Below are 14,175 nucleotides of genomic sequence, written 5' to 3' on the forward strand. Positions count from 1 at the left end.
CTACAGGATGCTGTTCGTCCGGGAACTGGCACGTTACACCAAGCGCTTCGCCGAGCCCAAGCGCGCGATCTCGCGCGCAACCCTCAGTGCGGACGGGACGGTGCAGAGCTGGCGGGTGGCGGCGCAGCCCGAGACACAGGGGGCTGAGACCACCTACGACGTGCTGCTCTGGGACGATCTCGTCCGGACGGACTTCGGGCGGCGGCGCCCCCTCAGCGTCGCCCTCCTGCTGATGGGCACGCTCCAGACCCTTGCATCCGGTCTGATGATCCGATTCTACCGCCTGAACTGGAAATACGGGAACGTCATTCTCTATCCCCTGGTGATGGTTCTCATCCTTGCTTTGTGCACGCTTGCCATCGCGACCTTCGTGCATGCCCATCTGGGGACGGCCTTCGGACACAGCCTCGGATGGCCGCTCTGGATCACCATGCCGGCGGGGCTTCTCATCGCCCTCGCGTGGATCAAGGCAATGGAAGCGTTCCTCAACAGGATCTACTTCTGGCAGCTCCTGAACGACTGGGTCTTCAACTGGCAGCATGGCCAGGGCTGGAGACCGGATTACGAGCAGCGCCTGGACGCGTTCACCGACCATGTCCTGGCGCGCTGCGCCGGGTTGGTAGCAGGGGACGAGCCCGACGAAATCTTGATCCTCGGCCATTCCTCGGGAGCCATGACCGCCGTCGAGGTTGCGGCCAGGGTCCTCGCCCGCAACGGCCGACTTGGCACGGGGTCCACGACACTGGCCCTCGTGACCCTCGGCTCCGGGCTCCCTCTCGTGGCGATGCAGCGCCGGGCGCAGCGCCTGCGCGACGAGATCACGAGTCTCGTCACCTCGCAGCGCCTGGTCTGGGCCGACTTCCAGGCCCCCCAGGACTGGATGAACTTTCCTGGCTTCAATCCGGTGACTCATCTCGATCTCGACCTACGTGGTCGCCTCGCAACCAATCCCCTGGTGCGGTCTGCGCGATTCCGCGAGATCATCAGCGCCGAAACCTACCGGAAGGTGCGATGGCGCCCGTTCCGAATGCACTTCCAGTTCCTGCTCGCCAACGACCAGCGCGGCTATTACGACTTCTTCGCCATGACGCTCGGCCCGCAGCGCCTGCGCGAGCGCGTGCTGAGCCCGGTCCAGCCCGGGCTCTGCCCCGTTGCGATTGCATCCTGACGCACCGCGAAAGCAGCCCGCCCCCGGCCCGCGCAATCGCGCCAGAGCCTGCTAAGAGGCGGTTTCGTCAGGACAGTAAGGATACGCGATGGCGTCTCATCAGGCTCCGCCACAGACCCGACATCCCAAAATCCTGATGGTGATGGGCGTCTCCGGCTCGGGCAAGAGCACGGTGGCAGCCTGCCTCGCCGAGCGCCTCGGCTGGGCCTTCGTCGATGGCGACGGTTTCCACAGCCCCGAGCACGTGGCTAAGATGCGGGCCGGCCACCCCCTCGACGACGATGACCGCGCCCCCTGGCTCGCCGCGATCGGAGCCTGGATCGATACCCAGATACAACAGCGTACACCCGGAATCGTAGTCTGCTCGGCCCTGCGCCGCGCCTATCGAGACATCCTGGTTCGCGGTCGCGACGAGGTGCAGATCATCTATCTGGAGGGCGATCGAGCCCTGATCGAACGGCGTCTCGCGCAACGGCAGGGGCACTTCATGCCGCCGGCCCTGCTCGATACCCAGTTCGCGATCCTGGAGCCGCCGGGACCGGAGGAGAACGCGACGGCAGTGGGCATCGACGCGGCCCCCGAGGCCGTCGTGGCAACGATCCTGGCCCGTCTGGACTTGGGGGAGGGCGGTCAGTCCTCCTGAAATCTCAGCCCGAGCCTTGCCATGCCTGCTTCCTCCGATGCGCCCTCCTCTGTCGACGCGCCTCCCACCGCGATCGCCCTGGTCATCTCGGATGTGGACGGCACGCTCGTCACCTCCGAGAAGCGCCTGACACCGGCGACCCGCGCGGCCGTGCGCCGGCTGAAAGCCGCGGGCATCGGCTTGACGATCGCGTCGAGCCGGCCACCGGTGGGGTTGCGATCCCTGGTGGCGGAGCTCGGCCTGACCCTGCCGATGGGGGCCTTCAACGGCAGCACCCTGGTCGCTCCCGACCTGACGATCCTGTCGGAAACGCTGATCCCCGCTGAGGCAGCCCAGGACGCGGCAGGACGTTTCGCGGCGGCCGGCCTCGACACCTGGGTGTTCGCGCACGGGGCCTGGAACCTCACCAACCCGTACGGCCCGTACACGGACCTCGAGCGCCGAACACTCCGGACCGAGCCGAACGTGGTCGCGGATCTCGTGCCCCTCCTCGACCACGCCGCCAAGATCGTCGGCGTCAGCGCGGACGCGGCCCACCTGGAGGCTTGCGAGACCGAGATCGCCAAGGCGCTGGCCGGACGCGCCGACGTCCACCGCTCGCAGGCCTACTACCTCGACGTAACCCCGCCGGGTTCCGGCAAGGCAGCCTTCGTCGAGGCCATGAGCCGCCATCTCGGCCTCGATCCAGCCCGGATCGCGACCCTGGGGGATGCCGGCAATGATGTGCCGATGTTCAGGCGCAGCGGATTTTCGGTGGCAATGGGCAACGCATCGCCTTCGGTCCAAGCTGCGGCCAGTGCCGTGACGGCCACCAACGACGCCGACGGCTTCGCAAAGGCGATCGCCGATTTTATTTTGCCGTGCTGATCTCAAACGCAAGCCAACGACCGAACAGATCCGCGAGATCGTTGGCAACATTGGAGAATCACTTCGGACACACTCAGCCAACCGAGCGTGAGCCTGTGTCGTGTGCGCCACAGCACATGGGGAAACGGCTACGCTCACCCCTTGGAGGCCGCTTTCCGGCCTCAATTGGCCCGGACCCTGACCGTCCAAGAACAAGGACATCCGGGTCTCCGTATGAACCAGCGCTTCCTGATCCTCGCCGTCGCCGCGGTCGCCATGCCGTGCCGGCTCTTCGCGCCCGGCGAGGCGGCTGCGCAGGGGTCGGTCGCCCGCGACAACATCGATGCGCTGATCGAGGAGCAGGCCAAGGCCCAGGGGCTCCCATCCAGCTTCGTCCATCAGGTCGTGAAGCGCGAGAGCAACTACAACCCGAACGCCAAGGGCGGCAGCGCTCTTGGCCTCATGCAGATCAAGCATGCCACCGCGCGCGGGCTCGGATACCAGGGCGACGCGGCCGGCCTGTTCGACCCCCGGGTGAACCTGCGCTATGGCATCGCCTACCTGGCCGGCGCCTACCGCGCCGCCAAGGGCGATATCGCCCGCGCCTACGGCTTCTACAATCGCGGGTACTATTACGCCGCTAAGCGCCTCGGGATCGAGACCAACGTTCCCGACGAGGTCGAGGCGCCGAAATCCGGCGAGGCCTTCGGAAACGCCTTCGCGCGCGCCGACAAACCGGCCATCATCGCTGCCAACACCGCATTGGCCTATGCGCCGAGCCCGATCGCGAACGGGATTCCGACCGACCTCGTCGAGGTGCCGCTGCCGCCGCGCCGTCCGGCCTCGCTCGCCGGGCTCGATGTCGCCGCCCTCGCACCAGCCGAAGCCGCCCCGTCCATCTCCTCCGCAAGCCCCGCCGCTGCCATCAGCCCTCATCCCGGCATCACGCCGGGGATGACCCAGGCCGGAGCACAGGTGGAGGCCGCCTTCAGCGAGGCCATCGAGGTGCCGCTGCCGCCTCGTCGCCCCTCGGCGCTCGCCCTGGCCTCGGTCGGCCGGACAGTCGTGGTGGCCAAGAAGGTACCCGTGGCCGGAACGGTGCTCGAGGCCTCGGCGCTGCCAGTCGCCGCACAGTAAGTCGTCCCGCCGGGCCTCCCTGTCGGGCCTTTTTTGGTTCGGTCCGCGTCTCGGTCTCTGCGAGACTGGCCGATCCCTTCCCGTCCCGGCCTTGCGCCCATCTGGACAGGGTGCGCTTCCGCTGAGTGGTTCCCGGGCGGATTATCGACGTTTCCAACGGCTCCTTGACCGCTGACCGCTTGCGCCGGAGCACGGCTCGCCTCACATGGTGCAATGCAAAGTGGCGCGGGTCGGTTAGCTTGGTCGGATCCGATCGGCATCCCAGGATCGCTCCACGGGAGACAGATCGCTCCACGGGAGACACGCATCCGGTTGTTGGGGTTGATGTCTTCAAAGCGCCCGTTTGGCGCGTGATCGTTCCTGATCCGCGGATAAGCGTTTCGAAATCAACATCGTGTTGTGGCAATCTGCGCTCGGATGAAGGTCCGAAGCGTGAATCGAGGAAGCGGACGACGGCATGGCCGGGGCGGTAGAACAAGAATCGACCTTCCTGGCCGACCTGGGCCGGCGGGTTCGTCATGCCCGGACGGTGCGTGGCCTGTCGCGCAAGCTTCTCTCTCAGACCTCCGGGCTGTCGGAGCGCTACATCGCTCAGTTGGAGAGCGGCCAGGGCAACGTCTCGATCATTCTGCTGCGCCGGGTCGCCAACGCGATGGGCGTGCGCCTCGACGACCTGATCGCCGGGCAGGAGACGCTGCCGGACTGGCACGTGATCCGCGACCTTCTGGGCAATGCTTCGCCCGAGCAGATCGCTCTCGCCAAGGGCATCCTGTCGGGCCAATCTTCGTCCAGCGGCGACGCGCCGCAGCCACGCGTCGCCGTGATCGGTCTCCGGGGGGCGGGCAAGTCGACCCTTGGCCGCCGGGTCGCCGATCGACTGGGATGGACCTTCGTCGAACTCAATGCCGAGATCGAGCGCGAGAACGCGCTCTCGGTGAAGGAGATCTTCGCGATCTACGGGCAGGAGGGCTATCGCCGCCTCGAGCAGGCCGCCTTGCGCAGGCTCACCGAGCACCCCGGCCCCCTCGTCCTCGCGACCAGCGGCGGCATCGTCGCCGAACCTCTGACCTACGATCTGCTGCTCCAGGCCTTCTTCACCATCTGGCTGAGGGCGCGCCCGGAGGAGCACATGCAGCGGGTGCGCGACCAGGGCGAACTCACCACCACCGGCGATCACCCTTCGGCGATGCAGGAACTGCGCGCCGTGCTGGCCAGTCGCGAGCCCCTCTATGCCCGCGCTTCATCCGTGGTGGACACCTCCGATGTGCCCGTCGACGTGATGGTGGATCGCCTAGCCGAAGCGATCGAGGCCCGGTTCGGTAATCTGGATCACCGGCGCAGCGCCTGACGAGTCGCCTCCTGCTATGAGAAAGCGGGTGGACTTGATCGGCTGTGCCGGGCACCCCAAGCTAGGATGAGCTTGTCAGAGGCCGGTTTCGTCTGCCGGCCCCACGGATGACTGCAAAAACGTTCCCGGAGCGCCTGGAACGGGAGCACGGTCTGCCGGCCATGCAGCGCCAACTCCTGAAAGCCTGCGCGCGGTGCGCTCCGATCCGCCTCGACGAGACCGGTCCAGAGGAGGACCCGATGTCCGCCAGCCCATCACCCACCTCCCAGAGGGGCACCGAGCCGCTCGCTGTCTGCGATCCGATCTGGGCGCGCCTGCGCGGCGAGGCCGAGGCGATCGTTCGCGAGGCGCCGCAACTCGCTTCGTTCATCGTGGCGACCGTCCTCAACCACACCTCGCTGGAGGGCGCGGTGGCGCACCGCGTCGCGGCGCGGCTCGGGCACGCCTCCCTGCCGGCCGAGCTCATCGCCCACGGCTTCTTCGAGGCGATCACCGCCGAGCCCAGCCTCGGCCAGGATTTTCGCGCCGACATCGCAGCCGTGCTGGATCGGGACCCGGCCACCAGCCGCGCGATCGAGCCGGTTCTGTACTTCAAGGGTTTCCACGCCATCCAGGCCCATCGCCTGGCTCACTGGTACTGGACGGCCGGCCGGCGCGACCTTGCGCTCTATCTCCAGAGCCGGTCCTCGGAGGTGTTCCAGACCGACATCCACCCGCAGGCCCGGATCGGCCGTGGCATCTTCCTCGACCACGCCACAGGCCTCGTGGTGGGCTCCACGGCAGTGATCGAGGACGACGTCTCGATCCTGCACGCCGTCACCCTCGGCGGGACCGGCAAGCAGGGCAGCGATCGTCACCCCAAGATCCGTCATGGCGTGATGATCGGCGCGGGCGCCAAGATTCTGGGCAACATCGAGGTGGGTGCCTGCGCCCGGATCGCCGCCGGCTCGGTGGTGCTTCGCGCAGTGCCCGCCAACACCACCGTGGTCGGTGTCCCCGCTCGCGTGGTCGGCACCGCCGGTTGCGCCGAACCCTCCCGGGCCATGGACCAGCTCGTCGCCATGGACCAGTTCATCCACATGGCGGACGGCATCTGACGGCAAAGCCGGCCCGCGATTGCGGCGGCTTGCCCATCCCCCGGCGGCATGGCAAGCGGGGGCCAGCCCGGCCGAAGGCCGCGACCGGCTGGTCTTGCAGGCCGCCGCGCGCCGTCACACCGCCCGGATTCTCGAAATCTCACTGCGAGAGGCGACCAGCGTGAACAAGACCGACATTGTGAAGGTGCAGGATTACCTCCGCCGGACCTTCGCCAACACCAACATCCGCCTCGTTCCCCGTCCGAAGAAAGACGATTCGGCCGAGGTCTATATCGGCGAGGAGTTCCTGGGCGTGGTCTCGGTGGACGACGAGGACGGGGACCGCTCGTTCAATTTCGCCATGGCGATCCTCGACATCGACCTCGAGGATTGAGGCCTGCATTCCTGCCGGCGGGCGCTTCGGCGCGCACCAGCCTGTGAGCGGATTTAACCCTGACGGCAGGAAACCCTTAACGTTTCGTAAACGACGCGGCACAATGCGCGCTACATCGCCTCTCGATGGTGGAGCGTTCGCGTCATGACCCTGAGTCCCTCAGCCCTCGAATCTCTTCAGACCCTCTGCGTCGGACTCGCCCTGTCGGGCCTGCTCGCCAGCGCGTTCGAACTCTTCACCGAGCGCCGCGCGAGCTTCAGTCTGCTCGAGCGCGGCGGCGTCACGGCCGTGGCAGCCCTGCCGATGCTGGCCTTTGGTGCCCCCTTCATCATTCTGCGCAACACCGTGCGGGGCCGTCGTCTGGAACGCCGGCCGATCCCCTTCGTGATGATCGCCACGATGATCGCCTGCGGCTGGAGCCTGATGTCAGGCCGCATCGCCCTCGATCTCGCCCACCTGATCGCCGGCGTCTGATCGCCAGACATCCCGGAAGCGGTCCTTCATCCGAGCTCTCAGGATTTTCGAGTAAACACAGGTCTTCTCAACAAAAAGGCCGCTCGCGCGAGCGGCCTTTTTTGCGTCGAGCGCTGAGGCCGCGCCGTCAGCGGTTGGCGGTAGCCACGGGCGACGCGCCGCCGTTCAGGGTGACCCAGGCAAGGCCATCCTGGCCCTCGCGCTTGATGAAGGTGTAACCGGTGCGCGGGCCGGACAGGACCGCATTGGTCTTGTTGTCGAGGATCAAGTCGCCCCGATCCGTCCGGACCATGAGGACCGCGTGCCCCTCGCCGATCTCATCGATCACCACGGTCATCCGCAGGGCCCGACGCGGCAACCCGCGCTCCACCAGCATCCGCCGCTTGAGAAGCTGATAATCCTCGCAATCGCCGAAACCGTCATCGGGATAGTCCCAGCGGTCGACCACACCCCAATGGGCGAGGTCGGTGATCGGCTTGATCCGGGCGTTCACCCGCCGATTGACCCGGTTGAGCAGATCGCGGATGCGCGGCGTCATGGTGATGGTGGTCGGTTGTGTCGTGTCGACGGCGCACTCGCTGGGCATCCGACCGCAGAGAGCGGTCCAGGCCGCGACGGGTCGGGCGGGAGCGCCTTCTTCGAGGGCAGAGGCATCGGGCAGGGCCGCGACGGTCTGGGCTTCGGTGCTGGCACCACCGAGCAGCAGGATGGTGCCGACGAGACCGAACTGCACCGTGCGGGCAAGGCGTCGCCACACGACGCCACAGCGCTCTTGCGGCTGTCCCTCGACGCTTCGCAGTATCGCGTGCCGCATGCCGGTCGCCCCGCCATCCCCTGGTGGAGCGACAAGGTTTGCACGGGAACGAGCCGGCCTCAATCGAAAAGTTAAACCCGAGTTAACACGGATGCTTCTGGGTTGGTTCCGTACAATCCGGCAAGGACTCGGCATGACATCGGCAGGCTCGGGTGGCCTCCACTGGGCCTTCGCCGATGCAGCCATCTTTCCACGATCTTGGATCGCAGGTCCGATCTTGGATCATGGGCTTCACATCGGAAAGCCCAGATCTCAGCGGTTCGCCGTCGTGACGGGCGAGGTCACCCCGCCAAGCGAAACCCATGCCACCGCATCGGCTGACTCGCGCTTGATGAAGACGTAGCCGGTCCGATGCCAGGCCAGGATCTCGCTGGTCTTGTTGTCGAGGATGAAATCGCCGCGATCGGTGACCAGAGCCAGCACGGCATGCCCTTCGCCCTTCTCGTCGATGACCACGGTCATCCGCATGGCCCGGCGCGGCAGGCCTGCCTCGGCCAGGAGCTTGCGCTTGAGGAGCTGATAGTCCTCACAGTCGCCCGCGCCATCCTCGGCGAGATCCCAGCGGTCCTGCACACCCCAGTGCTCCATGTCGGTCACGGCCTGCAGAGACTTGTTCACCCGGCGGTTCACCGCGGCGATGGTGGCCCAGGTGGCTGGAGTGAGACTGATGCGGTTCGGCTCGTTCGCGTCGATCGCGCATTCGGAGGCGTAGCGCTGGCAGAAGGCGGCCCAGGCCGCGAGGGGCTTGGCCGCGCTCAGGGTCTGGGCAGAGGGGGAGGGGGCGGGGAGCGCAGCCAGGGTCTGGGCACCGGCGGCACTCACCGTCGTCGCGGCGAAAGCCGCGAGAAGTGCCAGCGCGATCGTCTTCGTCCTGCCCATGGCGCCGCCCTCAAGTCCAACACCGCCATGGTGCCGCCCCGGGACCTGTCCGGCGCTGAAGTGGATGCGTGCAATTTTATCGATTCGCGGCCGCAAACGCGGCGCTCGCGTGACAGGCCGAACGCACCGTATCGGCGATACCGTGAAACACTGCGTTCGCCCCAAGGAATCCGTAACCGTAACCGGACCCAGCACTGTCGCGCAGCCTGCGGGGCAGCCGCGCCGTGACACCCGGTGATGCCCTTGCTATGCCCCGACCCTCAAGCAAGCGGGCCTTATGCCCCGGCGGGGCATGCATGCGCCTCGCGGGGCCGGAACCAGGCTCCGAGCCCCTGAAGCGGATCCGAACGTCGCCATGAATATCTTCGCCACCTTCGAGGTCCGCGTCCGCGCGGCCGTGCAGGGCCTCATCCAGTCGGGGCACCTGCCCGAGGGCCTGGACCTGTCGCGCGTGGTGGTGGAACCGCCGCGCGACGCGAGTCACGGAGACCTCGCCACCAACGCCGCCCTGGTGCTGGCCAAGGAGGCGAAGACCAATCCGAAGGCGCTCGGCGAAACTCTGGCGCTCGCCCTGCGGTCCGATCCTGATGTCACGGAGGCGACCGTCGCCGGCCCCGGCTTCATCAACCTACGGCTGGCCCCGGACACCTTCCACGATGTCGTCCGGGCGGCCCTCACGGAGAACGAGGCCTACGGGCGCGGCACCATGCCGGGCGGCAAGGTCAACATCGAGTACGTCTCAGCCAACCCCACCGGCCCGATGCATGTCGGCCATGGACGTGGCGCGGTGTTCGGCGACGCGCTGGCCAACCTCCTGGTGGCGGCCGGCCGTGACGTGACGCGCGAATATTACATCAACGATGCCGGGGCGCAGGTGGACGTGCTCGCCCGCTCCGCCTTCCTGCGCTACCGCGAGGCGCTGGGCGAACCGGTCGGCCCGGTCCCGGAGGGACTCTATCCGGGCGACTACCTCTTGCCGGTGGGGGCCAAGCTCGCCGAAACGCACGGACGCGCCCTCCTCGACCAGTCCGAAGTCGAATGGCTGCCCACAGTGCGGGCTTTCGCCATCGCGGCGATGATGGAGCTGATCCGTGCCGACCTCGCCCGGCTCGGCATCCACCATGACGTGTTCTTCTCCGAGGCCACCCTCAAAGAGGAGGTGCCCGTCCTTCTGGCGGAGCTGCGGGCCAAGGGTCTCGTCTACGAGGGCCGCCTGCCGCCGCCCAAGGGTCAGCTGCCTGAGGATTGGGAGGATCGCGAGCAGACCCTGTTCCGCACGGTGGATTTCGGCGACGACGTCGACCGGCCCCTGCTGAAGTCGGACGGCTCCTTCACCTACTTCGCCTCCGACATCGCCTATCACCGCACCAAGATCGCCCGCGGCGCCACCGACCTCATCGACGTGCTCGGCGCCGACCACGGCGGCTACGTCAAGCGCATGCAGGCGGCCGTGAAGGCGGTGAGCGACGGCCGTGCCACCCTCGACGTGAAGCTGTGCCAGCTGGTGCGCCTGCTGCGCGCGGGCGAGCCCGTGAAGATGTCGAAGCGGGCCGGCGAGTTCGTCACCCTGCGGGAGGTGGTCGACGAGGTCGGCCGCGATCCGGTGCGCTTCATGATGCTGTATCGGAAGAACGACGCCACCCTCGACTTCGACCTCGCCAAAGTCGTCGAGCAGTCGAAGGAGAACCCGGTCTTCTACGTGCAGTACGCCCATGCGCGCTGCGTCTCGGTGTTCCGCCAGGCCGCGCAGGCGATGCCGGGCGAAGATTTTTCACGAGCCGGGCTGCTGGGGGAGGCCGACCTCTCCCGCCTCACCGATCCGGGCGAACTCGAGATCATGCGTCTGATCGCACAATACCCGCGTGTCATCGAGGCGGCGGCCGGGGCCCATGAACCGCATCGCGTGGCGTTCTACCTCTACGAACTCGCCTCGTCGCTGCACGGTTTATGGAACAAAGGCAAAGACTTGCCGCAATTACGGTTTATTAATCCTGACGACCGAAACTCCACACGGGCTCGATTGGCCCTCGTTGAGGCGTTGCGGGGCGTTGTCGCCTCCGGCCTCGCGGTGTTGGGCGTCACCGCGCCGGACGAAATGCGGTGAGGTGATCTCGGCGTGAAGAGGGATGCTGCCATGACGACGAACGCTTCGCGGGCGACGGTCGATTTCGACGCCTTTGCGCGGGATCTGCAGCAGCCTCAGGTATCGGCTCAGCCGCAGGCGGCTGCGCAAGGCCAGCCGCCGGCCCAGAATCAGGCGGCCAAGCCCGATCCACTGGCGGAACTTGCGCGCATCGTCGGCCAGGACGACCCGTTCCGGGCTCTGCTCCAGGCCCGGGACTCCCGGGCCGATGCTGCGGCCGCCCGTGGCCGCATCGAGCCGAGCTTCGTCGAGCGCCCGGTGCGGCCCCAGACTGCGCCTGTCCAAATCTCTCAAGGGCACATCTCTCAGGGGCACGCCTCTGAGGTCCGGGCATCACAGGCCTCCTCATCACAGCTCCACTCTTCGCAACCGGCCTACTCGGTCGCGGCGCAGGCCTCACCGACAGACGCCTTCGACCAGTATCTCGCCTCCGTCGATCACGGCGGCTATGCGAACCCACAGGGGTCGTATCCGGACGCAAACGCGGCCGAATTCGCTCCCAACGACGCCGACGAACGGGTCCGCCCCCTGGAGCGGCCGCGCAAGCGCAGCCGCCTCGTCTCCGTCGGTGCCGGTCTCAGCGTTCTTGCCCTCTGCGTCACCGGGGCCCTGGCCTGGCGCGGCCTGCACGGCAGCTCCGGCAATGGAGGAAGCGTTCCGACCATCCTGGCCGATACTGCGCCCTTGAAGATCGCGCCGCAGAAGGCCGATGGCGTCGAGATCCCGGATCAGAACAAGCAGATCTACGAGCGCACTGCCAAGGACGGCCAGATCCGGATCGTCAACCGGGAAGAGCAGCCCCTGGACGTGGCCCAGGCCGCCCGCTCGGCCCTGGGGTCCGGCGAGGGTGGGGCGACGCCGGGCAGCGCAGCGCCGACGGTGCAACCGCCCGTGCAGCAGGGCGGCCTCTCCGACTCTCTCGGCGAACCTCGCCGGGTACGCACCGTCTCGGTCAAGCCAGACACGCCTCCACCGCCGCCGCAGCGTGAAGCGGCCGCAGAAACGCCGGCGCCGCAATCGGTGATCCCGACCATGACCCTGCCGGGTGCAACCAGCGACGGCGGTGCTGCAAGCCCGTCCCTGCGCCAGCGCGCGACGCGACTTCCGCCGCCGGTGGCCGAGGCGCCCGCCGCTACACCGTCCGAGCCTGCATCGGCGCAAGCCGCAGCCCCGGCGCCTGCCCCTCGCGCCAAGGCACCGCAGCGTGTGGCCGCCGTGACGCCGGAAGCCACCTCCGCCATCGCGGCCCCGCCGCCCGTCGCGGCGACGGCACCGGTCTCGGGCGGCGGCTATACCGTCCAGCTCGGCGTCCGCACCAGCGAAAGCGAGGCTCAGGCCGCCTTCCGCCAGATGCAGGGCAAGTACAGCCAGCTCTCCGGTCAGCCCGCGCTGATCCGCCAAGCCGAGGTCAACGGCAAGACGATCTACCGCGTCCGCGTCGGGCCTCTCGGCAAGACCGAGGCGACAACCCTTTGCACGCAGCTTCAGGGCGCCGGCGGCCAGTGCTTCGTGGCCAAGAACTGAGGTCTGGCACCGGATCGGTCGAGAGCCGGGCGCAGAATCTGACGCCCGGCCCGGTCGGCTCGCAACTGCAACCGCCCTGTAGCCCTCGCGACACGCGCCCATCCTGCCGGGGCCACACCCCGTTCCGTTCGATGCTGTCCGGCGCCATCGTGAACCGATCGCCCCGGTGCTGATTCGTCGCCAACTTCGCTTGCCGCCGTGCCGGCTTCACCCACCGAGGATGCGTCCACGATCATGACCTCTCGTGCCCTGATCCTCGGTTGCGCCGGCAAGATTCTCTCGGTCCAGGAGGCCGCCTTCTTCCGGGACGTGGCGCCCTGGGGTTTCATCCTGTTCAAGCGCAACATCGGCTCGCCTGCGGAGGTCCGGGCGCTCACCGACGCCCTGCGAGCCACGGTCGGACGCGCCGACGCACCGATCCTGATCGACCAGGAAGGTGGCCGGGTCCAGCGCATGGGGCCGCCGCACTGGCCGGCCTATCCGGCCGGACGGCGCTTTGGCGGGCTCAACGGCTCCGCCGCAACCATCGCGCATCTCGGCGCCCGACTCATGGCGCACGATCTGGCCAGCGTCGGCATCAATGTCGATTGCGCCCCCGTGCTCGACGTGCCGGTGGCCGGCGCCCACGATGTGATCGGCGATCGCGCCTACGACACCGCCCCCGAGCGCGTGGCCGAGATCGGCCGGGCCGTGGCCGAGGGCCTGATGCAGGGCGGCGTCCTGCCGGTGATGAAGCACATTCCCGGTCACGGCCGCGCGGGCTGCGACAGCCACAAGGGCCTTCCCGTGGTGGAAGCGGATCTCGCCACCTTGAGCGCGCAGGATTTCGTGCCGTTCCGGGCGCTCGCCGATCTGCCCATGGCGATGAGCGCCCACGTGGTCCTGACGGCCCTCGACGCCGCCCATCCGGCGACGCAATCCGCCATCGTGATCCGCGACATCATCCGCGGAGCCATCGGCTTCGACGGCCTGCTGATGACGGACGACCTGTCGATGCAGGCGCTCCAAGGCAGTTTCCGGGCCCGCACGGAAGCGTGCTTTGCCGCCGGGATCGACGTCGGGCTGCACTGCAACGGCGACCCGGACGAGATGCGCGGCGTTGCCGAGGGCGCCCCGCTCCTGGCCGGCGAAGCCCTGCGCCGGGCAGATGCGGCCCTGGCCCGCCTCCCAGCCAGCACCGACGCGTTCGACGTGCATGAGGCCCGCGCCCGCTTCGAGGCGGCCCTGGCGCTGGCGGCCTGATCACGAGACTTCCCCCGATGTCTGGTCTATGCACCGGATGCGGGCCGAGATCTTGCATGCCCGCGATGCGGCGATCGGAACGGACCGAGAGTCACCCGCACTTCTTGTGCTCCGGGTGCCCGATCCTTAGGTTCGCCCTCAATCGACACACGAGACGGCGACGCGCAGCGTTCAGGCTGCGGCGCGGGAGGTTGCCATGGGCAGCATGAGTATCTGGCACTGGATCATCGTCGCCGGCATCGTGATGCTGCTGTTCGGCCGCGGCAAGATCTCGGACCTGATGGGCGACGTCGCCAAGGGTATCAAGGCCTTCAAGAAGGGCATGGCCGAGGACGAGACGCCGACCACCACAGCGGTTCCGCCGCCGAGCGCGGGCGAGCCGGTGCGTACGCTGCCGCATCAGGGCGAGCCGGCGACCGCCAATACGGTGGCGGCCGATCGCAAGGTCGTCTGACGCCCGACACGAAGAGGGCGCTGCGGCCGATCA

14 protein-coding genes are annotated in these 14,175 nt (G+C 67.9%); 12 read left to right on the forward strand and 2 right to left on the reverse strand.

Annotated elements, in window-relative coordinates:
* Nucleotides 1-7 precede the first annotated feature (7 nt).
* From ASF57_RS20780 to ASF57_RS20815, 8 genes are all read left to right on the forward strand, one after another.
* Nucleotides 8-1,168 carry an alpha/beta hydrolase gene (locus ASF57_RS20780; RefSeq protein ID WP_348528148.1) on the forward strand — a complete coding sequence of 387 codons (1,161 nt, stop codon included), beginning with the start codon at nt 8-10 and terminating at the stop codon, nt 1,166-1,168.
* A gap of 88 nt (nt 1,169-1,256) precedes the next feature.
* On the forward strand, nt 1,257-1,811 hold the full coding sequence (locus ASF57_RS20785) for a gluconokinase (protein ID WP_056486921.1): 555 nt from the start codon (nt 1,257-1,259) through the stop codon (nt 1,809-1,811).
* Between the two features lie 21 nt (nt 1,812-1,832).
* On the forward strand, nt 1,833-2,678 hold the full coding sequence (locus ASF57_RS20790) for a Cof-type HAD-IIB family hydrolase (protein ID WP_056486925.1): 846 nt from the start codon (nt 1,833-1,835) through the stop codon (nt 2,676-2,678).
* Nucleotides 2,679-2,891: 213 nt separating this feature from the next.
* A complete protein-coding gene (locus ASF57_RS20795; RefSeq protein WP_056486928.1) occupies nt 2,892-3,794 on the forward strand; it encodes a lytic transglycosylase domain-containing protein in 903 nt (300 codons plus the stop codon).
* A 457-nt stretch (nt 3,795-4,251) separates the two neighbouring features.
* Nucleotides 4,252-5,142: a helix-turn-helix transcriptional regulator gene (locus ASF57_RS20800; RefSeq protein ID WP_056486931.1), complete on the forward strand. Its 891-nt coding sequence runs from the start codon at nt 4,252-4,254 to the stop codon at nt 5,140-5,142.
* A 239-nt stretch (nt 5,143-5,381) separates the two neighbouring features.
* Nucleotides 5,382-6,239 carry a serine O-acetyltransferase gene (cysE, locus tag ASF57_RS20805; RefSeq protein WP_056487482.1) on the forward strand — a complete coding sequence of 286 codons (858 nt, stop codon included), beginning with the start codon at nt 5,382-5,384 and terminating at the stop codon, nt 6,237-6,239.
* 160 nt (nt 6,240-6,399) lie between these two features.
* On the forward strand, nt 6,400-6,612 hold the full coding sequence (locus ASF57_RS20810; RefSeq protein WP_055950709.1) for a DUF3126 family protein: 213 nt from the start codon (nt 6,400-6,402) through the stop codon (nt 6,610-6,612).
* 144 nt (nt 6,613-6,756) lie between these two features.
* On the forward strand, nt 6,757-7,086 hold the full coding sequence (locus ASF57_RS20815) for a hypothetical protein (RefSeq protein WP_056185226.1): 330 nt from the start codon (nt 6,757-6,759) through the stop codon (nt 7,084-7,086).
* A 127-nt stretch (nt 7,087-7,213) separates the two neighbouring features.
* On the opposite strand, the gene ASF57_RS20820 is transcribed toward ASF57_RS20815, so the two are convergent.
* Both ASF57_RS20820 and ASF57_RS20825 read right to left on the reverse strand, forming a co-directional pair.
* Nucleotides 7,214-7,900: a transglutaminase-like cysteine peptidase gene (locus ASF57_RS20820; RefSeq protein WP_056185228.1), complete on the reverse strand. Its 687-nt coding sequence runs from the start codon at nt 7,898-7,900 to the stop codon at nt 7,214-7,216.
* A gap of 252 nt (nt 7,901-8,152) precedes the next feature.
* Nucleotides 8,153-8,779, reverse strand: coding sequence for a transglutaminase-like cysteine peptidase (locus ASF57_RS20825; RefSeq protein ID WP_056486934.1), 627 nt, complete (start codon nt 8,777-8,779; stop codon nt 8,153-8,155).
* Nucleotides 8,780-9,134: 355 nt separating this feature from the next.
* On the opposite strand from ASF57_RS20825, the gene argS reads away from it, so the two are divergent.
* The 4 genes from argS (at nt 9,135) to ASF57_RS20845 (ending at nt 14,142) form a co-directional block, all read left to right on the forward strand.
* Nucleotides 9,135-10,883, forward strand: coding sequence for an arginine--tRNA ligase (argS, locus tag ASF57_RS20830; RefSeq protein ID WP_056486937.1), 1,749 nt, complete (start codon nt 9,135-9,137; stop codon nt 10,881-10,883).
* Nucleotides 10,884-10,913: 30 nt separating this feature from the next.
* Nucleotides 10,914-12,446, forward strand: coding sequence for an SPOR domain-containing protein (locus ASF57_RS20835; protein ID WP_056486940.1), 1,533 nt, complete (start codon nt 10,914-10,916; stop codon nt 12,444-12,446).
* A gap of 234 nt (nt 12,447-12,680) precedes the next feature.
* The gene (gene nagZ, locus ASF57_RS20840) at nt 12,681-13,688 is read left to right on the forward strand and encodes a beta-N-acetylhexosaminidase (protein ID WP_056486944.1); all 1,008 of its coding nucleotides are present in this window, start codon (nt 12,681-12,683) and stop codon (nt 13,686-13,688) included.
* Between the two features lie 196 nt (nt 13,689-13,884).
* The gene (locus tag ASF57_RS20845) at nt 13,885-14,142 is read left to right on the forward strand and encodes a twin-arginine translocase TatA/TatE family subunit (protein ID WP_056185242.1); all 258 of its coding nucleotides are present in this window, start codon (nt 13,885-13,887) and stop codon (nt 14,140-14,142) included.
* The last annotated feature ends 33 nt before the right edge of the window (nt 14,143-14,175 follow it).

This window comes from Methylobacterium sp. Leaf117 (assembly GCF_001422985.1).
In the GTDB taxonomy this organism is placed as follows: Bacteria; Pseudomonadota; Alphaproteobacteria; order Rhizobiales; family Beijerinckiaceae; genus Methylobacterium.